We start from the raw sequence: 25,958 nt of genomic DNA, 5'->3' as shown, positions 1-25,958 counted from the left end.
AACCACCTTTTTATAGAAGTGTGCTTACTCTTTTTCTTGTTTCTAAGTCAATCTCTTGGATCACTTCAAGACTAGGGTTTAGTATATTCTGATGACTATTTAGTGCTTTTTCAATTAAATCTTCAATTTGCAGAAAGCTAATTTCTTGTTTTAAAAATTTTTGTACTGCCACTTCATTAGCTGCATTTAATACTGTTGGTAAAGTTCCACCTGCTTTTCCAGCCTCAAAGGCTAAATGAAGACATCTAAATCTCTCTAAGTCCATATGCTGAAAATGCAACTTTCCCATCGCAGCTAAATCTAATCTTTTCCCATTCGCAGCTGGAAGACGCTCTGGAAACGAAAGAGCATATTGAATGGGTATTCGCATATCTGGAGTACCTAATTGAGCGATTACACTACTATCATGGAATTCTACCATTGAATGAATGATACTTTCTTTATGTAGTAATACATCTATTTTCTCATATGGAAGTCCAAATAACCAGTGTGCCTCAATTACTTCTAACCCCTTATTCATCATTGTCGCCGAATCAATCGTAATTTTTGCACCCATTGACCAATTTGGATGATTTAAAGCATCATCCACTGTCACCTGCTCTAACTCTTTTCTACTAAGGTCGCGGAAGCTTCCTCCAGAGGCAGTAATAATGAGGCGCTCAATATTTTTCGGGTTTTCCCCTTGTAAACATTGAAAAATAGCAGAATGCTCACTATCAACTGGTAATACAGGAACATTATATTTTGCCGCTGCATCCATCACAATATGTCCAGCAGTAACCAATGTCTCCTTATTCGCAATCGCTATAACTTTTCCCGCTTCAATTGCTTGTAATGTTGGATGTAATCCAACACTACCGATTACTGCATTTACCAGTATATCTGCTTTATCAAAAACAGCTACTTCTATCAATCCATCCATTCCATAGCTAAAATGGATTTCTGGGAAGATTTGTTTTAATTGCTCATAATCTTTTTTTTCTGCAACAGATACAAGCAGCGGACGAAATTCTTGAATGATCTTTTTTGTTAATTCTATATTTTTTCCTGATGAAAAGGCAACTAATTCAAACCTATCTGAATGACTTTTAATAACATCCAAGGTTTGCATTCCAATCGATCCTGTCGCCCCTAGCAAACTAATATACTTCACTACCTCACTCCTACACCCAATTTTTCTACTATTTATTCTAAATTAAATGAAGAAAACGTTCAAAGATAAAATAAAGCAGTGGCCAGACAAAAATAAGACTGTCAAACCGATCAAGAATTCCGCCATGCCCTGGTAATAACTTTCCTGAGTCCTTCACATCATAGTGACGTTTTAACGCAGATTCTGTTAAATCACCAATTTGTCCAAAAATAGATAAGATGATGGTAGTAAAAGCAAAACCTATAGACCATTCTATGTATCCAAACACACTAAATAGAACTCCTACTACTAAAGCACTGACTATCCCGCCAATAAATCCTTCAACTGTTTTATTTGGACTTATTTCTGGCCATAATTTTCGTTTTCCAATTGCTCTTCCGATGAAGTATGCACCAGAATCAGTTGCCCAAATGATAAATAGCGAATAAATAAGAAAAGCTAAATCGGTTTCTCTAATTTCAATAAAGAAATGGAATCCTGTTCCAATGTAGATGACAGCTAATATAGTAAAAGCAACATCATCAAATGTAAATTTATTTTTAGAAAAAACCATATACGTTAAATAAAATAAAACAGCAATTAAGCCCAATTCTATTTTATTCATATTCCATGAACTTATATAATGATTCGGCAGGACAATCATCCATACGGTAACTAATGAAATAAACCCTGGAATAGAAAAGAACGAAATTTTTCTCATTCTAAACATTTCAAATACACCAATTCCAACTAATAGAAAAGTAAAAAGAACTAATGGTAGTTTTCCAATTAATACAAATGGTAAAAAAACGGCTATTGCAATAATTGCTGTAATGATTCTTTGCTTCATCTCTAAACCAACTCTCTTCAGACTCCGCCAAAACGGCGTTGTCTGTTTTGAAATTCTTCTATTGCTTCGAATAAATGTAGTTCATTAAAATCTGGCCATAGTACATTTGTAAAGTACAGTTCAGAATAAGCTATTTGCCAAAGCATAAAGTTGCTTATTCTTACTTCCCCACTTGTACGAATTAATAAATCTGGCTCGATTATATCTTCTGTCATCAAATAAGAGGAAAATACTTCTTCTGTTAAGTTATCTATTTCTATTTTTCCCGTTTGACTGTCTTTTACAACATTTTTAACAGCATCTATGATTTCGGCCCGAGAACCATAATTTAAGGCAAAGTTTAAATGAAGACCTGTATTATGCTTTGTTTGTTCTACTGCTCGATTTAGGGCATTCAAAGTAGATTCTGGTAATCCTTCTGTATAGCCAATGGCTGTTACGCGAACATTTTTTTCAATTAATTCAGGCAAAAATGTACTAAGAAATTGTTCTGGAAGGGACAGAATGTAATCAACTTCCGATTTTGGCCTTTTCCAATTTTCTGTGGAAAACGCATATAAAGTTAACACTTTGATTCCAAGATCATTTGCAATAGCTGTAATTCGCTTTACACATTTCATTCCTTCATGATGGCCTGCAATTCTAGGCAACGTTCTCTTTTTCGCCCATCTTCCATTTCCATCCATGATAATTGCAACATGCTCTGGAATTTGTCGCATTTTAAGTGCTGATATTCGGTCTTGGAAAGTAGAAGAAACAGGTTTCTTCTTCCATAACCTTATTTTGTTAAACATAAAATAGCTCCTCCAAAATAGATCCCTTTTGTAACTCTCTATTCACAGTGATTATGTATATGGTAAATACTATTATCTATATCTGTTTATATTATCTACTAATTAGGATAATCATCATGATAACGATATTGCATAAACTACTAATGGTAAGGATCCACTTTTCTATTAAATTCTTTTCCATGAACCTATCCAACAAAAAGATAATCAAATAAGTTCCCTTTCTATATTATAGGAAAATAGTCAACCTAAGCAACTATCAATTAAAAAACTCATTGGTTTTCACTATTTTATGTGCAAAGAAATAATATTTCGAGCAATATTTCAATCCTTATTTTTGCTAAAATGAAGAAAAAAACCCCCTATAAAGTAGAGGGTTTAACTCAAGAATAGTAAACATCCTATTCAATTGAAATGTAGAAATATCCACTAAAATACGTTTAGATTATACTTCTAAAATTTCTTTTTCTTTTTCTTTTGTTAAAGCATCGACTTTATTGATGTACTCATCTGTTAATTTTTGAATGTCATCATTGTAGCCGCGAAGATCATCTTCTGTGATTTCTCCATTTTTCTCTAACTTTTTCAAATCATCATTGCCGTCACGGCGAATATTTCGAATAGCAATTTTTGCTTCTTCTGATTCTTTTTTCACATTCTTCACTAATTCCTTACGACGCTCTTCTGTTAACATTGGAATAGAAAGACGGATAACACTACCATCATTAGAAGGATTTAAACCTATATCAGATTTAAGAATAGCTTTTTCAATATCTCCAAGAACGGTTTTATCGTACGGCTGAATAACAAGTAATCTAGCCTCTGGTACACTGATACCTGCAAGTTGGTTAACCGGTGTTGGAGCACCATAATAATCAACTGTAATACGGTCTAATAAGGAAGCATTTGCTCTTCCAGCACGAATACTTGCAAGCTCGCGCGAGTAGCTTTGAATTGCTTTATCCATTCTGTCCTTTGTATTAGCGATAACTTGTTTAGGCATTATTTTTCCCCCTCACTATTGTTCCAATTGTTTCTCCCATTACAGCTCTCTTAATATTGCCATTTTCCGTAATAGAGAATACAATTAACGGAATATCATTGTCCATACATAATGATGAAGCGGTTGAATCCATTACAGCAAGACCATCTTTAATCACATCAAAATAAGTAAGTTCCTCGTATTTCGTAGCAGTTTTATCCACTTTCGGATCTGCAGAATATACGCCATCCACATTATTCTTCGCCATTAGTATAACGTCTGCTTCTATTTCAGCAGCTCGTAAGGCAGCTGTTGTATCTGTTGAGAAATAAGGGTTTCCTGTTCCCGCTGCAAAAATCACAACACGTTTTTTCTCAAGATGTCGAATTGCACGTCTTCTAATATATGGCTCAGCTACCTGTCTCATTTCGATAGAAGATTGAACACGTGTTTCAATGCCCATTTGCTCTAAACTATCTTGAAGGGCTAATGAATTCATTACTGTAGCGAGCATTCCCATGTAATCAGCGTTTGCACGGTCCATTCCCATTTCTTCCCCAATTTTACCACGCCAAATATTTCCACCGCCGACTACTACAGCTGCTTCCACACCAAGATCAGCAACTTCCTTTACTTGCTGTGCTACGTTTTTAATGATACTTGGATTTATACCAAATCCAGCCTCACCAGCTAATGCTTCGCCACTTAATTTCAGAACAACACGTTTATATTTTGGATTACTACTCATGGAAACCTCCGCTTTATTTGTAATATCTTGAAAAATAGGGAACACCATGGTGCCCCCTATGAAAACATTAATCGCTCATTTATTATTTCTTGTTTACTTGGTTCATAACTTCTTCAGCAAAGTTATCTTCACGTTTTTCGATTCCTTCTCCTACTTCGTAACGAACGAATTCACGTAAAGTTGCACCCTTAGATTCTACGAATTGGCGAACCTTTTGATCTGGGTTTTTAACAAATGATTGATCAAGTGCACATACATCTTCAAAATATTTACCTAAGCGGCCTTCAACCATTTTTTCAACAATGTTAGCTGGTTTTCCTTCGTTAAGTGCTTGTTGTGTTAATACTTCTCTCTCATGTGCCACTTCTTCTTGAGAAACTTGGTCACGAGAAATATATTTAGGGTTTAATGCAGCAATGTGCATTGCAACATCTTTAGCAGCTGATTCATCAGTAGTTCCTTCTAATACAGTTAGAACACCAATGCGTCCACCCATATGAAGGTATGCACCGAAAGCATCATTATCCGTTTTTGTTTTGATTTCAAAACGACGTAAAGATAATTTTTCGCCAATTTTAGCGATTGCAGCATTGATGTGTGCTTCAACAGTAGTTCCTTCTGTAATATTAGAAGTATGTGCTTCTTCAACACTTGCAGGCTTAGTAGCTAAGAGATGGGAAGCAAGTTCTTTAACCAAAGTTTGGAAACCTTCGTTTTTCGCAACGAAATCTGTTTCAGAGTTAACTTCAAGAATTACTGCTTCATTACCTTCTACCGCGATGAAAGTTGAACCTTCAGCTGCTACACGATCTGCTTTCTTTGCAGCACTTGAAATCCCTTTTTCACGTAAGAAGTCAATCGCTTTATCTAAATCACCATTTGTTTCAGTAAGTGCTTTTTTACAATCCATCATTCCAGCACCAGTTTTTTCACGTAGTTCTTTTACCATTTGAGCTGTAACAGCCATAGTAATTTGCCTCCTTAAGGTTTATGTATTATTTTTTTATCCAATTTATCTCCCTTTTAAGCAGGACGCTTGAAAAAAAGGTGATAAGAGGGATGCTCTTTATCACCTTTTCCACAAGTCCCTAACAATTACTTATTATCCATTTTAGTTTATCAATTGATCCAAAACTATTTTGTATAACAAGTCATTCGGTTCTAATTAAGCAGTTGTTACTTCTTCGCCTTGTTTAGCTTCAAGAATAGCATCTGCCATTTTCGCAGTTAATAATTTAACAGCACGGATTGCATCATCATTCGCAGGAATAACAACGTCAATTTCGTCTGGATCACAGTTAGTATCAACAATACCAACGATTGGAATATTTAATTTATGAGCTTCTGCTACTGCAATACGTTCTTTACGTGGATCTACGATGAATAGGCAGTCAGGAATTTTTTTCATATCTTTAATTCCGCCTAGGAATTTTTCTAAACGCTCAAGCTCTTTGTTTAATTGAACTACTTCTTTTTTAGGAAGTACGTCGAATGTACCGTCTTCAGCCATTCTTTCAATATCTTTCAAACGAGCAATACGTTTTTGAATTGTTTCAAAGTTAGTTAAAGTTCCACCTAACCAGCGTTGGTTAACATAATATTGACCAGAACGGATAGCTTCCTCTTTAACTGAATCTTGTGCTTGCTTTTTAGTACCAACGAAAAGAACTGTACCGCCGTTTCCAGCTAATTCTTTCACATAGTTATAAGCTTCTTCAACCTTTTTAACTGTTTTTTGAAGGTCGATGATGTAGATGCCGTTACGCTCTGTGAAAATATATTTTTTCATTTTTGGGTTCCAACGGCGAGTTTGGTGACCGAAATGTACACCAGCTTCAAGTAATTGTTTCATTGAAATAACTGACATGTTTTTTTCCTCCTAATGGTTTTGATTTCCTCCGCTTTTATCATTTTTAATCAAAACTGTAAAGTTTACAGCACCAATGATTAAATCCAAAAGCGTGTGTATTAACACCATTTGTTAATATAGCATATGTACTGTGCACAATCAAGTACATTTACGAATTTTGTCTAAATTTAAGCAATAGTTCCATCTCTGTCTTGCCTTTATTTAATGCTTTTGCTATATCCTCGATGCTTTTCCCTTCCGCCTGCATCTCTTTTGCTACTTCTACTATTGACTTTTCTTTCTGCTTTTTTTCTGGTGGCAAGATTAAATTTAATAGTTCGTTGACATCTTCCTTCTCCAACCGATCCTCTGTTAAACTATTTTCTTGTATAGAATCCGTCACATTTTTATAAGCATTCAGCATCGCTTTATTGCCTTTTATCTCTCTCGGCTTATATTCCAAACTTTCAGCTTTACCCTTATTGTCTTCTACTTTCTTACCTAGTAGATCCTCATTAGGATCAAAGCTAGTAAGTCTATTTAAAAACTGTTCATTTTCTACTTTTATTTCTGTAATAAAAGTAGAAATCACTTCTTCCATTTCTTCTAAATTCTTTCTCTGATCCTTTTCAAGATTTACAAAGCGATTTTGTCTGACATACAAAATAACGATGCAAAGTATAGCAATTAAATTTAAAGTAATACTTAAAAAAAGTAAAAAATTAACCATTTCATCCCTCTATCCACTAAAGTCGATACTTTTTCCTTTATAAGGATGTATCGTTTGTATTCTCTCTAAATCGTCTAATTCCTTTTCATCTTTCCTCATCTCTGTTTCGAAAAACTGCTTATCCCTTTTTTTCTTGGAAGTAACTTTACCGTTCCCTTCCCCCTTAATAACCGTTGTTCGCTTTCTTTCTTCCTCCTTACCGGTTTCTTGAGCAGCGAAGGTGTACATTTGCTGATGTTTTTGATCCTGTTGTTCTTGAAGCTTCCCTGCATCATAAGTTCGTGGTAATGCAACTTGCATTTCTAATGCTTTTAAACTCATGTGCACTCATCCTTTTTCGTTATATTACTTTTTCTAATGAATGTCTTAATTTAAATATAGCTTTGGAGTGAATTTGAGATATGCGAGAAGTAGATAAATTCATTACTTGTCCAATTTCCGTTAATGTTAATTCTTCCTTATAAAACAAACTAATTACAAGCTGCTCCTTTTCATTAAGCTCTTTAATTTTTGCGGCCATCTCTTGGACTAGTTCATCCTTTACGACTTTTTCCTCTGGAATAACCGTTTTATCATCACGAATCGAGAAACTCTGTGCTTCTTTCTCTTCTCCTTCATTCATCTGCTCATCAATAGATAATATATTTGCAAAAAAATGTTCATTCATTGTTGCATATACTTCGTCAACACTAGTCTCTAACTCATCAGCAATTTCTTGAACAGTAATATTTCTCATTAATTTCTGTTCGAGTTTTTCAATAGCCGCCTCAATTTTTTTTGACTTTTCTCTCGTGCCTCTAGATAACCAGTCTTCTTTACGAAGCCCATCAATAATACTGCCTCTAATTCGAAAGGAGGCATATGTATCAAACTTTAAGTCCCTATTTGGATCAAAGCGTTGTAAGGCATCATATAGGCCCATCATTCCAAGACTTGTTAGTTCATCTCGTGAAACACTTTTTGGTAACCCTATCGAAATTCTTTGAACATGAAAACTCACTAAAGGCATATATTTTTTAATTAATTGATTACCTGCTTCCTGATCTCTCGTACTAGTCCACATTTCCCACGCTTGCTTCTCTTCTGTTGTTGATTCCTTTGCCATTAAATTATTTCCCTCCTCTATAAACAATGAACCCCATACACGCATATAACTAGTTCTATCTATATAAGTAACAACTTGAAAAGGATATAAGTATATTTCTTCCCTATCTATATCCCCTAAATCCAGCAAAAAAATCAATATTTTTGTATTCATTACCATATAAGGAGCTTGTCTGCATATTTTATTTTTAGCATTTATATTCCTATCCATTCAGTTTAAAAATAGATTTGATAGGAAAGGAAGATATACCTATCCATTTATTTATGTATATATTTCACTATTGATTTTAGCAGAAGATGTGAATTATTAGCTATTCTTTCTAATACCTCATTTAAAATTAGGTAATAAGAACTACCAACTGTAATTATCCGTTCTTTTTTAGTGAAATTCCCAAGAAAAATAAATAAAAAGACTATCTCTTAATAAAAGAATACATTCCAAAGTCCCAACCATGGATTCTTTAAATTAGAGGTAGTCTTATTTCACTGCTTTTAAAAGTATTGCTATACACTATATAATATGAATCCCTTTATTCACCGTTCGAATTGTTAATTCATGGGTAGCAGGACAGAACTCAATTGTTCTACCACTATTTCCACCCACATCTTCACTTACCAATTTAATCCTTAAAGATTGTAGTGTATTTTTAACCGCTTCAACATTTCGAGGTCCTATTCTCATAACATCGCTTGTCCCAGTAAACTGAAACATTTGAGCTCCTCCGGCAATTTTTGCTAACAACGTACTTCTCTTTATTCCTAATCCTTCTAAACGCTCTACTAGTTCTACAATGGCTGTATCTGCGAATTTAGCTTTATTAAGAGTTCCGGATTTAGATATGGATGCTTCTGGAAGCATAATATGTGCTAAACCAGCAATTGGTTTTAGGGAGCTATATAATACAATACCCACACATGAACCAAGTCCAGAAGTCCGAATTGTATTAGGAGACTCTACCACATTCATATCAGCAATCCCAACTTTTATTACTGTAATTTGGTCAGTCACCATCCTTCACTCCCAATGATTGAAATAAAGCGGCAAAAGAATCAGGATCAGGCAGCAAAAAGAAATGGCCATTTACAGTGTCGGCTAATGTGATTTCTTCTCCATTTAACTCCGTATTGATGACAATCGCATAATCACTTACTTGAGAATGTTCAACTAATCCATATGTAACAATTGCACCAACCATATCAATTGCGAGTGCTGGCACGGATGGATACAAAGATAACTTCGTAAAATCAGATAAAGAGGACAAATAAGAACCGGATAATATATTGCCTAGTTCTTGTAATGCAGACATAGATAACTCATCATATGGCGGTTTAGCTAAGTTAACAGACGGGTCACCAATCATATCTTGAACCAATTTAGTAGCTTGCTCTAAAGGAAGTATAAAAAACATACTTCCTGGAACATCTCCTTCAATTCGTAAAAACACCCCAGCAACAATATTATCAGCACCGCCTGCCATTTCCATCATCTCATCAAATGTCACAATTTGAACATCCGGAACCTTCATATCAATCTTTTTATTCAGAAGCTTAGATAAAGAAGTTGCAGCATGTCCTGCTCCAATATTACCAATTTCTCTTAGTACATCAAGCTTTAAGGAATTTATATCATTAATATACCCCATACTTACTCATCACTTTTAGTATTAGCATAATTTCTTAATATATTTCGATCAAACACTTTTTCTAAATCAACAAGAATTAATAAACGTTTATCAAGCTTTACTACACCTTTTATATAATCGACTTCATCGCCATTGATTGTCTCTGGAGCAGGCTCATAAAGAGAAGTATCGACATCTACGACATCATTAGCAGAATCAACAATTATACCTACTTCCATATCTTCCAACATAATAATGATAATTCTTGTGCTATCCGTGTATGGAATTTCTTCCAAATTAAAACGAAGTCGCAAATCAATAATGGGAGTTACTACTCCCCTTAAATTAATCACGCCTTTAACAAAAGGAGCGATATTTGGAATTCTAGTAATATGCATGTTTTTCTCTATCGACATTACTTCATTGACAGAAATAGCATATTCTTTTCCCTTCAATTCAAATATTATTAATTTCTCTTCTGTTGAAACTGCATCGCTCATTTCCTTTTCATCCCTCTCACATAACCTATCTGCAATTTATAAAGCGCAAGATCATTATTCCCCCATTTATAAACAAATTCTGACAAGTAGTAATTCTGCTTAATGAGTTTATTCCAAGGTAAAGCCACTTGCGCTAACATCTATTAATCCTTGTACAGGTTATTACTTAATTAAAGCATTACAATCCATAATTAAAGCTACTTGTCCGTCTCCTAAGATAGTTGCGCCAGAAATAGCATACGCACTAGAAAGGTAAGTACCTAGTGATTTTAAAACCACTTCTTGCTGACCGATAAATCCATCTACAACTAGACCAGCTAATTTATCTCCTTTTCTTACGATAACGACAGAATAATAGTCACTCTCGATTCCTGCTGATGGCACATCAAAAATATCCTTTAAGAATAATAATGGCACCACTTTGCCACGGAAATCGATAACTGTTTGATCATGGGCATGCATTAAATCATTCTTATTGACAATAGCTGTCTCAATAATAGATGACAATGGGATAGCATACTTTTCTGCTTGAATTTCAACTAGCATAACAGAAATAATCGATAAGGTTAATGGTAATTGGATAGAAAATAACGATCCTTTTCCTTCCTCTGATTCGATTGTAATCGAACCACCTAGTGATTCAATTGTATTTTTCACTACATCCAGCCCTACTCCACGTCCTGAAATATCAGAAATTTGATCAGCAGTAGAAAAACCAGAAGCAAAAATAAGTTCAGCGATTTGATTATTCGTTAATGTTTTAGCTACTTCTTTTGAAATAATTCCTTTATTAATTGCTTTAGAAAGGACTTTTTCTTTATTAATTCCTGCTCCATCATCTTCCAACTCAATAAAAACATGGTTTCCGCTATGATATGCACGAAGAACAACTGTTCCTTCTTCGCTTTTATTATTCGCTCGTCTTACTTCTGGTGTTTCGACTCCATGGTCAAGAGCATTTCGAATTAAATGAACTAATGGATCACCAATCTCATCTATAACGGTGCGATCAAGCTCTGTTTCTGCACCAACAATTTGTAAATCAATCTTCTTATTTAAATCACGCGCAAGCTGCCTAACCATTCTTGGGAAACGATTAAATACAGTCTCAACAGGAACCATGCGCATATTTAGGATAATATTCTGAAGATCACCAGTAACTCTTGACATTCTTTCTACCGTTTCATGAAGCTCTTGATCTTTAAGGGTGGAAGAAATTTGTTCCAATCTTCCTCTGTCGATAACAAGTTCCTCAAATAGATTCATTAGAATATCTAAACGCTCAATATTAACGCGAATGGTTTTATTAGATACTTTAGTTCCTGTTTGTTTCTCAGTCTGTTTAGTCTCAGCCGGAGTGCTATTTTCTGTAACAGATGTATTATCCGTTTTTGCTTGTACTGCTTCTACAACCGGAGTTTCTACTATCGTTTGCTGCTTAGCAGACTGACTATTTGCAAAGAATTCCCTTACAGCTACCTTTTCTACCTCTGAAACTTTCATAACAGACGCTTCAATTTTATCTGCTGCCTCTTTTGATATAAGGGTTACCATAAAATCATAGTCGAATTTTTCTTCTTCAAGCTCTTCCACTGGAGGAATAGACTTAACAACCTCTCCTAATGATTCTAGAGCTTCAAATATCATATAAACTCTTGCAGCTTTTAATAAGCAGTCACTTTTTAATGTAATATTGATTTCATAAGTAAAAAAGCCTTGATCGGATGATTGCTGTAATACAGTTGTTTCAAATTCATCATATTGATTTTGCTTTGCAGGAGCATCCTCTATGGCAGTTACTGCAACCTCTGCTTCTGCTGTATTTTGGTTTAAAGGAAGTCCTTTTTCAATTTGTATAAGCTTTTCAACTACTGCTTCTACATTTCTTTTTCCATCTCCACCACTAGCGATTGACTCTACCATTGCATCAAGATCATCGACAGCTAAGAAAATGACATCCAATATTTCTGGAGAAAAAATAATTTTCTTATTCCTTATAGCATCGAGTACATTTTCCATTTGATGGGTTAGACTTGCCAAATCTTCATACCCCATTGTTGCAGACATACCTTTTAAAGTATGAGCTGCACGGAAAATTTCATTTACTATTTGTAAATTTTCAGGATCCTTTTCTAACTCTAATAAATGTTCGTTACATGCTTGTAAATGTTCTTTACTCTCTTCAATAAAAACTTCTAAATACTGACTCATTTCCACTTGCTTCACATCCCTTGACGTTATACATATTTCATAATAGTTTCAGCAATATGATCTACCTTTTGAATTTCATCAATATAATTCGTGGCAATAGCTGTTTTAGGCATTCCGTAAACAATACATGTCTCCTGTGACTCAGCAATAGCTTTTACGTTACCTTTTTTTGCTAATTTTATTAAACCATCTGTGCCATCTGATCCCATCCCAGTCATAATAACTGCTATTTTTGCATAGGCTTTCAAATCGCTGACAGATTCAAACATAATATCAACAGATGGCCTATGACCATTTATAGGGGCAGTTTGATCCAGATCAATTGCTGTATGGACACCAACTGTTTTTACCTTTAAATGCTGACCTCCTGGGGCAATATAGGCAACTCCATTACGGATGATCTCCCCATGCTCCGCTTCCTTTACCGTAATAGCGGATAACGTGTTTAGACGATTTGCAAGGGATCGGGTAAATCCTGCTGGCATATGTTGAACGATTAAAATAGGTGCTTCAATATCACTTGGTAAATTAGTTAGGACTTTCTGCAATGCCCTTGGGCCACCAGTTGAGGTTCCAATTATGACAATCTTTTTCATGGAGTTCATCCAATTACTGATGGATTCTATCTTTTGGACTATTCTTTCATTCTCTTCTCTTGGTTCCATTTTACTATAAGAAGATTGTGAATTAATAGTCTTTTTTCCTTCATTTGAAAGATTTAATAATGTTTTTGGTTTTACTTTACTAGCTAAAATAACTTTTTCTACCAATTCCTGCTTAACTTTATATAAATCTAGTGAAATAGACCCAGAAGGCTTTGTGATAAAGTCAATTGCCCCTGCTTGCATTGCCTGAATCGTACTTTCTGCTCCAACCTTTGTTATGCTTGATAGCATAAGAACTCGTACAGGATGCTCTAACATAATTCTCTTTAAAGCACTTAAACCGTCTAAGACTGGCATTTCGACATCAAGCGTTACAACATCAGGAGCTAATTGCTTAATTTTCTTTATTCCGTCTTCACCATTTCTGGCTGTACCAATAACGGTTATTCTCGAGTCTTCGGAGAGAAAATCTGTAATTAGCTTACGCATAAATGCAGAATCATCAATAACAAGAACCTTTATTTTCTCCACTTTAAACTCAACTACCTTTCAAACAAAAACCTTTTTAATTTAGACAAGAAATTATGTCTATTAGCTGGATAGGGTTCTGTAAACTGTTGTTTACCATATCTATCGGCAATTTCGCGCAAAGCTTTAGCCGCTTCTGATTTTTCATTAAAAAAAACAAAAGGAATTTGTTTTCGTACAGCTTGTGCTACATTTGTGTCATCTGGTATATAGCCAAGATTAATAAGATCCCGCTGCAAAAATTTTTTTACAACTTGCTGAAGTTTTTGTAACGTTTCTGCCCCATCTTTTTTCTCCATTGTTCGATTAACGACAAGGTATAACGGAAGTACTGCATTTTTTGTATGAATAAATTTCATTGCAGCATATGCATCTGTTATAGAAGTAGGTTCAGGTGTTGTGATGACGATACAATCATCAACAGATAGAATAAACTTTAAAGAATCCGTACTAATTCCAGCTCCCATATCAAATAAAATATAGTCATAGTGATTTAATATCCTTTGAAAATGCTGAAAAAAGCTCTCTAGTTTTTCTTCTTCCATATCGACAAAATCACTTAGTCCAGAACCACCTGCAATATAGTCTAATCCATCAAATCCTTTAGAAATAATATACTCAAAATTAATATCATTTCTAAAAAAGTCAACGATCGTAAAGCGAGACTGTGTCCCCATTAGAATATCAATATTCCCCATTCCAATATCCATATCAATCAGTAAAGTACGATATCCTCTTTTTTGAAGAGTGAGCGCAAAGTTAAGCGAAAAATTCGACTTTCCCACACCGCCCTTTCCACTGATAATCGCCAATGTTTTGTGATTGGAGTCCCTTTTGTTTGCATTTAATTGTTCAATTTTTTTTCGTAAGATAGAAGCTTGATCGTTCATTCTTCAACTACCTCAAATAGCTTATTTACTAACTCCTCTGGGGTTGCTGGAACTATATCATCAGGAACATTCTGACCTGTTGTAATATAAGCAGCACCTTTTTTACAAGCAACAATTAAATTAATCATTGCCCCGTACGAAGATGTTTCATCTAATTTTGTGAACACGAAAGCATCAATCTTGATTGCGGAAAATTGTTGATAAATCTCTTCTAAGTCATCTTGCTTTGCTGTCATAGATAAAACAAGTAACGTTTCCATTTCTCTTTTATAATCGACCACTTGCATTAAATCTTCTACATATTTTTTATTTCTGAAATTTCTTCCTGCTGTATCAATTAAAATAACATCGCATTCTTCCAGTTTTTTTGTAGCATGCTCAAAATCTTCCAGAGAATAACAAACCTCTAAGGGTACATCTAAAATATTCGCATATGTTTTAAGTTGTTCGATTGCCCCAATCCTATATGTATCTGTTGTAATAAATCCTACTGATTTTTGCTGTCTTAAAATGATATTGGCAGCAATTTTGGCTAAAGTTGTTGTTTTTCCCACCCCTGTTGGCCCAATGACATTAATATATTTTTTGGCTAAAGAGATTTCCCCAAATGAATAAGGGGAAATCTCCGCTAATAGAAATTGCCGTGCCCACTCAGAAACCTGAGACTCTAAAACGTCTTCGCCTGCTGCGTACCATTTAGCTACTAATTCTTTCACTAATCCAGTCTTAATTTCTTCATCTATCCCTTGTTTATCTAATTGATTTACTATGTTAGTTATAGGAGAAGGAATAGAAAATGTCATACTTTTATTCGCTTTTACATTTTGATTAATTTCATTTAAATGCTTTACTATCTCTGGATAATCAGATATTCTCTTTCCCTCTTTTAAACTTATATTATTAGTTGAATTATCTGCATCAGCCCTAAAAGCCGGTTCTTTAATTAAAACAGGACTGCGCATTTCTCGCTTTTTTGTTTGCTTAGAAATTGTTGTCTCTGAAATGCTCGGATCAATGGCTGCGAGTACTTCGATATTTCTTTTTTTAAATAAGCCTAAGAAGCCGCCTGTATAAATTACTTTTGAATGAAGAATGACAGCATCATTCCCTAATTCCGCTCGAATCTTTTTCATTGCTTCTGGCATATCCCGTGCTACGTATTTTTGGATTTTCATTCGATATTCACAACTCCCACACTTTGAACTTCTACATTTGCTTCTAATTCATTGTACGATAATACTGGAACTTGTGGAAAATAACGTTCTGTCAATTGTCTTACATACATACGAACAGCTGGCGAACATAAAAGAATTGGCATCTGTTCCATTACAGATAATTGTTCAATTTGCCCAGCAATACTCTCTAAAATTGATTGGGAAATATTTGGATCTAATGCTAAGAAGTTTCCGTGCTCTGTTTGCTGAATATTATCCGCTATTAGTTTTTCCACTTTTCCTGACAAAGTTACCACTTTTAAAGAGTCATTTTGATTCGTGTATTGGGTAGTTATTTGACGGGCTAAAGATTGTCTAACATATTCAACTAATAAATCTGTATCAGCTGTCATTTTTCCAAAATCAGCTAATGTTTCGAAAATGACTGGTAAATTACGAATAGAAACATTTTCCCTTAAAAGTTTTGCTAAAACCTTTTGAATTTCTCCAATCGACAACGGACTTGGTGTTACTTCTTCGATTAAAATCGGATAGCTTTCTTTTACATGATCCACTAATTGTTTCGTTTCTTGTCTTCCTAATAACTCATGGGCATTTGCCTTAATTACCTCTGTAATATGGGTAGAAACAACGGAGGGTGGATCAACCACGGTATAACCAAAGATTTCGGCTTGTTCCTTCGTACTTTCTGTTATCCATTTAGCCGGCAGGCCAAAAGATGGTTCAATCGTATCAATTCCCTCAATGGAATCATCGTCCATCCCAGGACTCATCGCTAAGTAATGATCCAGAAGCAGTTCCCCGCTTGCTCTCTCATTTCCCTTTATCTTTAATCGGTATTCATTTGGCTGTAATTGAATATTATCGCGAATCCGAACAACAGGAATGACAAGACCTAACTCTATCGCTAGCTGTCTTCTGATCATGACCACCCTATCTAATAGATCCCCTCCTTGATTGGCATCGGCTAAAGGAATAAGACCATAACCAAACTCAAATTCAATTGGATCCACACTTAGTAAACTAACTACACTTTCAGGACTTTTTAGCTCATCTGTTTGGATATCTTCCTCAAGCTCCTGCATTTGTTCTAAATTTTGCTTTGGCTTTCTTGATAAATAATAAGCTCCAAATATTAGAAGTCCCGCAATAGGAATTGTTAAAAAATCATCAATTGGCGTAAAAAGACCTAATAAAAAGATTGTTCCTCCTGCTACATAAAGCATTTTTGGGTATGACAATAACTGCGAAGTGATATCGGAGCCAAGGTTTCCTTCTGAAGCAGCTCTTGTTACAACAATCCCTGTTGCTGTTGAAATTAGTAATGCAGGTATTTGACTGACAATCCCGTCCCCAACGGATAATAAGGAAAAATGCTGGGCAGCATCTCCTGCTGCCATACCAAGCTGAGTCATCCCAATGACGATTCCAAAAATCAAGTTAATAAAAACAATTATGATTCCAGCAATGGCATCTCCTTTGACAAATTTACTTGCCCCATCCATCGAACCATAGAAATCAGCTTCTCTACCAACTTTTTCACGCCGTTGTCTTGCCTCTTGCTCGGAAATAATCCCCGCATTTAAATCAGCATCAATACTCATTTGCTTACCTGGCATTGCATCTAATGTAAAACGTGCAGCAACCTCTGATACACGCTCAGACCCTTTGGTGATAACAATAAATTGAATGATGACAAGAATTAGAAAGACTACTAACCCAACAACAATATTGCCGCCAATTACGAATGTTCCAAAGGTATGTACTACCCCACCTGCATCCCCTTTTGATAAAATAGCTCTAGTGGTGGATACATTGAGACCAAGGCGAAATAGGGTCGTTAACAACAAAAGTGAAGGGAAAATAGAAAACTCTAAAGCCTCACTCATATTCATAGTTAATAATAAGATAAGTAATGCCAACGTAATATTAAGCAAAATTAACACACTTAATAACCATGTTGGAAATGGGATAATCAACATTGCAATAATGAGGATTACCCCAATCACTACGATTAAGTCTCTCCTTGCCATTTCTTCCGCTCCTTAAAAAAACACGTTTATGTCTATATTATTTACAATAAATTCTTTACTAAAAATGCTATTATTTATCTCTAGTTTGATAGACGAAAGCCAGAATCTCTGCAACAGCCTTATAAAATTCTTCCGGAACTAAATCACCTATTTCTACTTGGCTGTACATTGCCCTTGCCAATGGTCGATTCTCTACCATAACAACATTATTTTCTTTTGCCACTAATTTTATTTTTTGGGCAACAAAATCGACCCCTTTTGCCACAACATAAGGTGCGTCATACTTATCTTCATCATATTTCAGACAGATCGCATAATGAGTTGGATTCGTAATGACAACATCAGCGGTAGGCACATCCTGCATCATTCTGTGCATTGCCATTTCTCTCTGCTTCTGCTTAATTTTGGACTTTATTAAGGGGTCACCTTCCATGTTTTTATATTCGTCTTTAATATCTTGTTTTGACATTCGAATATTCTTTTCATAATCATATCGCTGATACATATAATCCATGAGTGCTATCACTAACAGCGCAATCGAAGCATAAAGCCCCATCTGTACGGTTAACTTAGCAATTGTAACAGCAATAGAACCAATAGATTTATGAGAGAGGATTAGGATTTCGTTCATTTTTCCCCATAAAACAGAAAATACAACAATACCAATCACTGTAATTTTCAACAATGACTTCAACAATTCTACAATCGAACGTAGTGAAAACAATCTCTTAAATCCCGAAATTGGATTTATTTTTTCTAATTTAAATTTAATTGCTTCCGGAGAAAATAAAACACCGACCTGCATATAATTGGCAATTAGTCCCCCAGCAAGAGCAGCAATTAAAATAGGACTTAATAAAAGTGCCACTTCCTTAAGAATATCTAAAAACAAACCTTGTATCGAATTGATTGAAAGATTAATGCCCATAAAATCACTAAAGGTAAAGGTGAAAAGAGACAGTAGTCCATCTAAAAGGTATTCCCCTGTGAAACTTAAAACACCAAAAACAACTAAAAGAACAAGCGCTGTATTAACATCCTGACTTTTTGCCACTTGTCCTTTTTTTCTCGTGTCTTGTCTTTTCTTTGGAGTGGCCTTTTCCGTTTTTTCGCCTGCAAAAAACTGAAGATCTAATGATAGAAGCTTCATTAACCAACCCCCCCTATAATGTTCATCATTCCTCTCATCGTTGTAACAATGGAAGAGAACAAATGGGTTACAGAGGTCATTAGTACACCCATAACTATAAAAAGAATAATTAGTCCTGCAATAATTTTGATAGGAACACCCACAACAAAAATATTTAATTGAGGGACAGTTCTTGCTACAATCCCTAATCCAACATCCACTAAGAAGATGCTTCCCACAACAGGAATAGACATCTGAAAAGCAATCATAAACATTAAACTAAATGTTTTAATAAGAAACTCCGCTAACTCACCATTTCCAAATTTAATCCAAGGCTGTTCAAGCGGAATAAATTGATAGCTATAATAAATACCGTCTAATAGCAAATGATGACCATTAGATGCCAATAAAAAAAACATAGCGATAATGGTTAAATATTGACCAGTCAGCGGACTTTGCGATCCTGTTTGAGGATCTATCACGTTTGCAATTGCAAACCCCATTTGAAAATCAATAAATCCTCCCGCAATTTGAATAGCAGAAAATAACATATATGCGACAAATCCAATGGAAAGCCCCACTAAAGCCTCTTTGAGAATAAGAAAATAGTAACCTGTATCAATGGTTAATGTAGGTACATCCATCCCCCAAAACATAACTAGCGATAAAAAAAATCCTAAACCCACTTTAAAAGTCGTAGGGATCGTCCGATAAGAGAATAAAGGTAGCATTAAAAAAAACGAAGTAACTCGAACAAGGATTAATAAAAATGCTGGAAAATTTGATAAAAGTTCATCCATCATCCTTCTATCCAATAAACCTTGTTAGATTTGAAAATATATCTTTCGTATAAGAAAGCATATGACTCAGCATCCATGATCCAAAAAAAACAAGTCCAACAAGAACCGCTACAATTTTTGGGACAAACGCCAAAGTCTGCTCTTGGATTTGTGTCGTTGCTTGAAAAATACTGATGATTAGTCCAACTGCCAACGCAATAATTAACAGTGGACCGCTGATAATTAATACTGTAAGTACGCCTTTCTCTGCTATGGAAATAACCATTTCCTGTGACATTCTTTCACCTTCTTAAAAACTTTCTAACAGTGATTTTACAACTAAATACCAACCATCCACCATAATGAATAATAATATCTTAAATGGTAAGGAAATCATTACTGGCGGTAGCATCATCATCCCCATTGACATTAAAATACTGGCAACAACCATATCAATAACTAAAAACGGAATAAAGATCATAAATCCGATTTGAAAAGCTGTTTTTAATTCACTAATTGCAAAAGCGGGTACCAACGTAGTTAATGGAATATCCTCAATAGATTCTGGTGCTTCTGCTTTTGAATAATTTAAAAATAATGCTAAATCCTTCTGCCTCGTATGTTTGCTCATAAATTCCTTAAGTGGCAAAGAGGCATTATCATAGGCTTCCTCTAATGTTATTTCTTCATTAAACAATGGTGTTAAAGCCTTATCGTTTACTTCCTGAAAAGTAGGAGCCATAATAAAGAATGTTAAAAACAATGCTAGCCCTACAATGACTTGGTTAGGGGGCATTTGTTGGGTTGCAAGCGCCGTTCTGACAAAGGAAAGAACAATCACTATTCTTGTAAAGCTAGTTAGTAATATGATGATACTAGGTGCTAAAGAAAGGACGGTTAATAATAATAACAATTGGACAGAAGTAGAAACATTACCTGGGTCATTGTTATTAAAAAACTGCATAAACTCATTCATTTTTTTCTGACGATCCTTTCTTTTTCTTCTCTAGTACGTCCAACTTTTCCTTACGTTCACTTGATATTCTTTCTAATTCTTTTGATAAACGAATAGAAAAAGATTCTTTTGTCTTCGGAGCAGAATGACTAGAAGATATTACATTCTTCACCTTTGTCACAATATCGCTTGGTTGTACTAGTTGATCTAATTTCTGATTATATTCTGCTAATATTTCTTTATACTCTTGTTCATCCTCAATCTCTTTGATTAATTGAATACTATCTCCCACACCTACTATTAATAACCGCTTCCCTACTTTTATTAATTGAATGGAGCGATTTGCACCTAACGCTGTACCACCAATATTTTCAATAATTTGCGAATTTTTATAACCATGATTTCTTTTGTTTATAAAACGCAAGATAAAATATATTAAGAAAACAACAAATATTGTTGCAAAAATCATTTTCACGAAATCCCAAATAGTAACCCCGATGGAACGTGGTTCATCTGAATTTGTTTCTTCTAAAAGTAAATCAGATTGCTCCTTAGTCTGATTGTCATTTTTAGAATTCTGCTCTGTTGTCATCTCTTTCTTTGTATCGTCTTGTGCTTTATTCTTTTCTGATTCGTTCTGTAAGATATCATATACACTTTTATCAATTTGTTCTGCGTAGGCTTGATTACCAAAGCCTAGCAGAACAATGATGAGCAGTGAACAACGAATTAATAAATTTACTTTATTCACATTCGGCACCCTCTAATATAATTTTTAGCCTAATGTTTTACTGATAGCTTCCAATACACGGTCTGCCTGGAATGGCTTAACAATAAAATCTTTTGCACCAGCCTGGATTGCATCAATAACCATTGCTTGTTGTCCCATTGCTGAACACATAATAACTTTCGCATTTGGATTAATATTTTTAATTTCTTTTAAGGCAGTAATTCCATCCATTTCTGGCATGGTAATATCCATTGTTACTAAGTCTGGTTGTGTTTCCTTATATTTTTCGATTGCTTGCATACCATCTGCAGCTTCTCCTACGATTTCATACCCATTCTTCGATAATATATCCTTAATCATCATTCGCATAAAAGCGGCGTCATCAACGATTAATATTTTCTGTGCCATATTCCTCAAAACCCCCAAAAATTATTTTAAATTTTTTAATCGATCCTTTTGACTAACAATATCAGTTACACGCACACCGAAATTCTCATCAATTACCACTACTTCTCCTTGTGCAACCAATCGGTTATTTACAAGAATATCAACAGGTTCTCCTGCTAACTTGTCTAATTCAATAATAGAGCCTGAAGACAACTCTAGAATTTCCTTAACTGATCGCTTCGTTCTGCCAAGCTCAACCGTTACTTGTAATGGTATATCTAGTAACATATCCAAATTCTTTGTTTCTGTAACGGTTGAAGTCGGTGTATCAAAACTAGAAAATCCTGCAGGCTGCACATTTGGTGGTGGACCTTGTGTATGATTTCCTGAACCAAAATATTGCTGCTGCGTCACATTTGCTGGCTGAGAATTAGTATTAACAGGATTATTCGCCATTGGATTTGAAGCTGTTTGGTAATTAGCCGTTGCATGTGACTCTTGCATTGGTTCTTTTGGCTCATATACTGAATTATAATCCACTTCGGGAATATTGGAAACTTCTTCTTCTCTATTATTAGGATTTATTAACCCTTCCACTAACTTTTTCGCAAAAGAAAGCTGTAATACTTGCATGATCTTTGAATCAATTAAATCCCCAATCTTAATTCGAAAAGAAATTTTAGCTAAGACATCTTCATCCGGAATCGACTCCGTTCCTTCTCCATCATGAATGTTTAAAATATCGATACTTGGTGGAGAAATATCTACTTTTTTGCTAAAAATGGTAGACATGGATGTTGCAGCAGATCCCATCATTTGGTTCATCGCTTCTTGCACTGCGCTTAGCTGGATTTCTCCTAACATTTCAGGATTTGTATTCAATCCATCTCCCCCAAGCATCAAATCAGCAATAACAGCTGCATCTGCTTGTTCAATAACAAGTAAATTCATGCCCGAAAATCCTTCTGTATAATTAACCCTTATTGCGACATAAGGTTGGGGAAACTCATCTGCCAGCATATTCTTGCATATTACGCTTACGGTAGGTGTCGTAATATCTACTTTCTGATTTAATAACGTAGACAGAGCTGTCGCTGAGCTACCAAAGGATATATTTCCGATTTCTCCTAACGTATCTTTCTCTATATCTGATAAATACTTTTCTGCATCCATTTCTGAACTATCATTTGTATCACTATCTCCCCTTAAGAGAGCATCTATTTCATCTTGTGAAAGCATATCCTTACTCACCATCTTCCTTCCCCTCCTCTAAAGTTCCTAATACTTGAACAGCCATTTTTTTATTTAATTTACCAGGTTGTCCAATAAATTTAGGGATATCTCCAACTTTAATGATTAAGGGCTGTTGTATCGTTTGATTCATTTCAATAACATCTCCAATGTCCAACATTAAAAAATCCTGGATGGAAATATCAGAAGTTCCAAGTTCAGCGACAACCGGCACAATCGATTGCTGAATATTTTCTTCTAAACGAGCAGTAAATTCAGGTAATCTCTCCTTTTTCTCTGCCTGCATCCAATAATGCCCGGATAGCTTCGGAATAATCGGCTCTAGCACCACATGCGGAATACAAATATTTATCATTCCACTTGTTTCCCCAATTGTAGTACTTAAGGAAATTACTACAACCGTTTCATTAGGAGAAACCATTTGTAAAAACTGTGGATTTACTTCGAATTCAGCAAGACTTGGTTCAATATCCACTAAATCTTCCATTGCCTCTCTAAAATGATCAAAGGCACTTTCGAATGTATTTGACATAATTTTCGTTTCAATTTCTGTCAAATTTTCCACTTTATTTAGACTGCTGCCTCTACCGCCCATCATTCGGTCCATCATAGCATAGGCAATATTAGGATTTACTTCCATCAAGATTCTGCCTTCTAGCGGCGGAACATCGAATACATTTAAAATAGTCATTTTCGGAATCGAACGAATGAACTCTTCGTATGGAATTTGATCTGCTGATGTAACAGATATTTGCACATATGTCCTTAATTGTGCAGAGAAAAAAGTTGTTAATAATCTAGCATAATTCTCATGAATTCTTGTTAAGCTTCGAATTTGATCCTTCGAAAACCGTAATGCTCTTTTAAAATCATATACCTTGACCTTTTTTTCCAGTTGTTCTTTTTTCAGCTCATCTGCATCCATTTCACCAGATGATAAAGCAGATAGCAGGGCATCTATTTCATTTTGGGATAAAATATCAGCTGACAAAATTACTCACCTCCATCTATTCTCTTTTATTTTATTGGAGTAGAGAGTTTACAATATAAACTTGGACTACTTTGCCTTCTTGCATCAGTTCATTAATTTTATCCTTAAGATCGTTCTCTAATTTAATTTGGCCATTTTTCCCTTTTAATTCTTCTGATTTTTTCTCAGATAATTCTTGAATAATAATATTCTTAACTTGAAAATCTCTCTTTTCTAATTCTTCCTTTGCTTCCTTACTATCTGTCTGGATCTTAAAGGATATTCGGATGAAATTATTAGAAGCTAAATTTGTCGTCATTTCCTCAATATCCACAGAAGATTCCAAGATTTCGTCAATCGAAGGTTCATTTGTCTTTTGCTCGCCAGTAAATTTCCAAATATAAATGAAAGCTCCTGCTCCTGCCAGTGTAATAACTAATAATAAAACGAGCATTATAATAATAACTTTATTATTCTTCATCGTCTTTCTCTCCCACATGTGGTAATCCGAAGAGGTTTACTTTTTGAAAAAAATGATTCATTTTCTCTAATACATCCTCTTCACTTTCTTTAACAACAAATTTATTTCCATTAGTTAAAGTTATCGTTGTATCAGGAAAAGATTCGACTGTTTCAATAAATAAAGCATTAAGTAAAAACTTTTTTCCATTTAGCCGAGTTAACTGTATCATTTTTTTATTAGGGGCTAACCTTACGAATAACCCCTGCCCCTCCAATTAAATTATCGTTTTAAATTAACTAATTCTTGAAGAATTTCATCTGAAGTTGTAATGATTTTTGTATTTGCCTGAAAACCTCTTTGAGAAACGATCATATCTGTAAATTCTTCTGATAGGTCAACGTTTGACATTTCTAAGTAACTACTATTAACTGAACCAGTACCTGCTTGTCCAGGAGTAGACAAAATAGCATCTCCAGAGTTATTAGAAACCTGAAAAATATTCCCGCCTACTTTCTCTAACCCTTCTGGATTATTAAACTTTGCAAGTACGATTTGTCCAGCATTTTGTGTTTCTCCATTTTCAGCAACATAAGTAACGGTTCCATCCGTACCTATGCTATAACTTTTTGCTGTGGCTGGAATAATACCTACACCAGACACTTTAAGTCCACTTGACGTAACGATATTTCGGTCTTCATCAAAGTAAAAGTTCCCTGCTCTAGTATAAAATGGATTACCCTCTCCATCTTCTACAACAAAGTACCCCTCACCAGAAATTGCCAAATCAAGCCCTCTGCCTGTATATTGTGTAGGTCCTTGAGTATGAACCGTATCAATTGAAGAAAGCTGAGATCCTAGCCCGATTTGCTTCGAATTCGTACCACCATTTCCATTTGCAGGAGCGGTTGCACCAGAAACCGTTTGACTAATCAAATCACTGAATGTTGTACGACCTTTTTTAAAACCATAAGTATTTACATTGGAGATATTATTCCCAATAACATCTAATTTTGTTTGAAAGTTTTTCATTCCGCTTATCCCTGAATATAATGAACGTAACATTTATATTATCTCCCTTCGAATGAACTGCGTCTATCACTCAGCAGTTTTTGGCCTCCAATTTTGGTCCAGCCTTTTAATTCATAATAATTGTTCCATTTATATTAGTAAAAATTTGGTTTGTTGCTTCTTCACGGTCCATTGCTGTTATTACGGTATTATTTTTTGCACTAACAATTAAGGCTGCATTATTTAAAAGTACTAACGATTCCTTTATTCCCATCTTCTTTGCCTCGGTAACTTTTTCCTCGATCGCTCTCCATTTAGCGGCCTCTATCTTAATTCCTCGCTCCTGAAGTCTTTCATTAGCATGTTTACTAATATTCAGCGTATTTAATGAAGAAATAGACTGTTGTAAATGAGTAGAAAATGATGGAATGTTTTGGGCTTTATGCAAAGTTGACTTAGTTTTAAGCGCCTCAATACCATTCTTAATTGCTGCATGTGATTTTATGGAAGGATAAACTGGCTTATCCATTTAATCA

At 34.9% G+C, this 25,958-nt stretch carries 30 protein-coding genes; all 30 read right to left on the bottom strand.

Features of this window, described 5'->3' with window-relative positions:
* Positions 1-10: 10 nt before the first annotated feature.
* The 30 genes from dxr to NX902_RS09870 all read right to left on the bottom strand — a co-directional run bounded on the left by dxr (position 11) and on the right by NX902_RS09870 (position 25,951).
* Entirely contained in the window at positions 11-1,153 is a 1,143-nt protein-coding gene (gene dxr / locus NX902_RS10015; RefSeq protein WP_123259590.1) for a 1-deoxy-D-xylulose-5-phosphate reductoisomerase, read from the bottom strand.
* A gap of 37 nt (positions 1,154-1,190) precedes the next feature.
* Positions 1,191-1,982 carry a phosphatidate cytidylyltransferase gene (locus tag NX902_RS10010; protein WP_095329212.1) on the bottom strand — a complete coding sequence of 264 codons (792 nt, stop codon included), beginning with the start codon at positions 1,980-1,982 and terminating at the stop codon, positions 1,191-1,193.
* Positions 1,983-1,999: 17 nt separating this feature from the next.
* The gene (locus tag NX902_RS10005; RefSeq protein ID WP_095329211.1) at positions 2,000-2,776 is read right to left on the bottom strand and encodes an isoprenyl transferase; all 777 of its coding nucleotides are present in this window, start codon (positions 2,774-2,776) and stop codon (positions 2,000-2,002) included.
* 442 nt (positions 2,777-3,218) lie between these two features.
* Positions 3,219-3,776, bottom strand: a complete 558-nt coding sequence (frr, locus tag NX902_RS10000; RefSeq protein ID WP_047940028.1) for a ribosome recycling factor — start codon at positions 3,774-3,776, stop codon at positions 3,219-3,221.
* A complete protein-coding gene (gene pyrH, locus NX902_RS09995; RefSeq protein WP_095329316.1) occupies positions 3,769-4,503 on the bottom strand; it encodes a UMP kinase in 735 nt (244 codons plus the stop codon). Before pyrH ends, frr begins: the two co-directional genes overlap by 8 nt.
* A gap of 82 nt (positions 4,504-4,585) precedes the next feature.
* A complete protein-coding gene (tsf, locus tag NX902_RS09990) occupies positions 4,586-5,470 on the bottom strand; it encodes a translation elongation factor Ts (protein ID WP_095329210.1) in 885 nt (294 codons plus the stop codon).
* A 198-nt stretch (positions 5,471-5,668) separates the two neighbouring features.
* Positions 5,669-6,370 (bottom strand): 30S ribosomal protein S2, encoded by a 702-nt coding sequence (rpsB, locus tag NX902_RS09985; RefSeq protein WP_016201151.1) that lies wholly within the window; start codon positions 6,368-6,370, stop codon positions 5,669-5,671.
* 151 nt (positions 6,371-6,521) lie between these two features.
* A complete protein-coding gene (locus NX902_RS09980) occupies positions 6,522-7,082 on the bottom strand; it encodes a hypothetical protein (RefSeq protein WP_095329209.1) in 561 nt (186 codons plus the stop codon).
* Positions 7,083-7,091: 9 nt separating this feature from the next.
* On the bottom strand, positions 7,092-7,403 hold the full coding sequence (locus NX902_RS09975; protein ID WP_095329208.1) for a hypothetical protein: 312 nt from the start codon (positions 7,401-7,403) through the stop codon (positions 7,092-7,094).
* A gap of 19 nt (positions 7,404-7,422) precedes the next feature.
* On the bottom strand, positions 7,423-8,187 hold the full coding sequence (locus tag NX902_RS09970; RefSeq protein WP_095329207.1) for a FliA/WhiG family RNA polymerase sigma factor: 765 nt from the start codon (positions 8,185-8,187) through the stop codon (positions 7,423-7,425).
* Between the two features lie 510 nt (positions 8,188-8,697).
* Complete coding sequence (locus NX902_RS09965; protein ID WP_123259102.1) at positions 8,698-9,195, bottom strand: chemotaxis protein CheD; 498 nt, start codon at positions 9,193-9,195, stop codon at positions 8,698-8,700.
* The gene (locus NX902_RS09960; RefSeq protein ID WP_095329206.1) at positions 9,188-9,829 is read right to left on the bottom strand and encodes a chemotaxis protein CheC; all 642 of its coding nucleotides are present in this window, start codon (positions 9,827-9,829) and stop codon (positions 9,188-9,190) included. The genes NX902_RS09965 and NX902_RS09960 overlap by 8 nt, the downstream gene beginning before the upstream one ends.
* Positions 9,830-9,831: 2 nt before the next feature.
* A complete protein-coding gene (locus NX902_RS09955) occupies positions 9,832-10,308 on the bottom strand; it encodes a chemotaxis protein CheW (protein ID WP_095329205.1) in 477 nt (158 codons plus the stop codon).
* A gap of 162 nt (positions 10,309-10,470) precedes the next feature.
* Entirely contained in the window at positions 10,471-12,525 is a 2,055-nt protein-coding gene (locus tag NX902_RS09950) for a chemotaxis protein CheA (RefSeq protein ID WP_123257462.1), read from the bottom strand.
* Between the two features lie 20 nt (positions 12,526-12,545).
* The gene (locus tag NX902_RS09945; RefSeq protein WP_172859861.1) at positions 12,546-13,655 is read right to left on the bottom strand and encodes a protein-glutamate methylesterase/protein-glutamine glutaminase; all 1,110 of its coding nucleotides are present in this window, start codon (positions 13,653-13,655) and stop codon (positions 12,546-12,548) included.
* Positions 13,656-13,666: 11 nt separating this feature from the next.
* The gene (locus tag NX902_RS09940) at positions 13,667-14,542 is read right to left on the bottom strand and encodes a MinD/ParA family protein (protein WP_341160704.1); all 876 of its coding nucleotides are present in this window, start codon (positions 14,540-14,542) and stop codon (positions 13,667-13,669) included.
* Complete coding sequence (flhF, locus tag NX902_RS09935) at positions 14,539-15,717, bottom strand: flagellar biosynthesis protein FlhF (RefSeq protein ID WP_341160703.1); 1,179 nt, start codon at positions 15,715-15,717, stop codon at positions 14,539-14,541. Before flhF ends, NX902_RS09940 begins: the two co-directional genes overlap by 4 nt.
* Complete coding sequence (flhA, locus tag NX902_RS09930; protein ID WP_095329200.1) at positions 15,714-17,750, bottom strand: flagellar biosynthesis protein FlhA; 2,037 nt, start codon at positions 17,748-17,750, stop codon at positions 15,714-15,716. The genes flhF and flhA overlap by 4 nt, the downstream gene beginning before the upstream one ends.
* A gap of 70 nt (positions 17,751-17,820) precedes the next feature.
* On the bottom strand, positions 17,821-18,900 hold the full coding sequence (gene flhB, locus NX902_RS09925) for a flagellar biosynthesis protein FlhB (RefSeq protein WP_095329199.1): 1,080 nt from the start codon (positions 18,898-18,900) through the stop codon (positions 17,821-17,823).
* On the bottom strand, positions 18,900-19,679 hold the full coding sequence (gene fliR / locus NX902_RS09920; protein ID WP_095329198.1) for a flagellar biosynthetic protein FliR: 780 nt from the start codon (positions 19,677-19,679) through the stop codon (positions 18,900-18,902). Before fliR ends, flhB begins: the two co-directional genes overlap by 1 nt.
* 7 nt (positions 19,680-19,686) lie before the next feature.
* Positions 19,687-19,956, bottom strand: coding sequence for a flagellar biosynthesis protein FliQ (gene fliQ, locus NX902_RS09915; RefSeq protein WP_016201137.1), 270 nt, complete (start codon positions 19,954-19,956; stop codon positions 19,687-19,689).
* 12 nt (positions 19,957-19,968) lie between these two features.
* The gene (gene fliP / locus NX902_RS09910) at positions 19,969-20,634 is read right to left on the bottom strand and encodes a flagellar type III secretion system pore protein FliP (protein ID WP_095329197.1); all 666 of its coding nucleotides are present in this window, start codon (positions 20,632-20,634) and stop codon (positions 19,969-19,971) included.
* Complete coding sequence (locus NX902_RS09905) at positions 20,627-21,364, bottom strand: flagellar biosynthetic protein FliO (RefSeq protein ID WP_235850223.1); 738 nt, start codon at positions 21,362-21,364, stop codon at positions 20,627-20,629. The genes fliP and NX902_RS09905 overlap by 8 nt, the downstream gene beginning before the upstream one ends.
* 24 nt (positions 21,365-21,388) lie before the next feature.
* Positions 21,389-21,751 (bottom strand): response regulator, encoded by a 363-nt coding sequence (locus tag NX902_RS09900; RefSeq protein ID WP_016201134.1) that lies wholly within the window; start codon positions 21,749-21,751, stop codon positions 21,389-21,391.
* A 21-nt stretch (positions 21,752-21,772) separates the two neighbouring features.
* Entirely contained in the window at positions 21,773-22,984 is a 1,212-nt protein-coding gene (gene fliY, locus NX902_RS09895) for a flagellar motor switch phosphatase FliY (protein WP_163185005.1), read from the bottom strand.
* Positions 22,974-23,972, bottom strand: coding sequence for a flagellar motor switch protein FliM (fliM, locus tag NX902_RS09890; RefSeq protein WP_095329195.1), 999 nt, complete (start codon positions 23,970-23,972; stop codon positions 22,974-22,976). Before fliM ends, fliY begins: the two co-directional genes overlap by 11 nt.
* A 31-nt stretch (positions 23,973-24,003) precedes the next feature.
* Positions 24,004-24,432: a flagellar basal body-associated protein FliL gene (gene fliL / locus NX902_RS09885; protein ID WP_095329194.1), complete on the bottom strand. Its 429-nt coding sequence runs from the start codon at positions 24,430-24,432 to the stop codon at positions 24,004-24,006.
* On the bottom strand, positions 24,422-24,643 hold the full coding sequence (locus NX902_RS09880) for a flagellar FlbD family protein (RefSeq protein ID WP_095329193.1): 222 nt from the start codon (positions 24,641-24,643) through the stop codon (positions 24,422-24,424). Before NX902_RS09880 ends, fliL begins: the two co-directional genes overlap by 11 nt.
* A 50-nt stretch (positions 24,644-24,693) precedes the next feature.
* A complete protein-coding gene (flgG, locus tag NX902_RS09875; RefSeq protein WP_172859994.1) occupies positions 24,694-25,476 on the bottom strand; it encodes a flagellar basal body rod protein FlgG in 783 nt (260 codons plus the stop codon).
* A 73-nt stretch (positions 25,477-25,549) separates the two neighbouring features.
* Complete coding sequence (locus NX902_RS09870) at positions 25,550-25,951, bottom strand: TIGR02530 family flagellar biosynthesis protein (RefSeq protein WP_095329191.1); 402 nt, start codon at positions 25,949-25,951, stop codon at positions 25,550-25,552.
* Between the last annotated feature and the right edge of the window lie 7 nt (positions 25,952-25,958).

Origin of the sequence: Niallia sp. FSL W8-0954 (assembly GCF_038005605.1) — a bacterium.
Lineage (GTDB): Bacteria > Bacillota > Bacilli > Bacillales > Cytobacillaceae > Niallia > Niallia circulans_A.
This window is presented reverse-complemented; position numbering and strand designations above follow the sequence as displayed.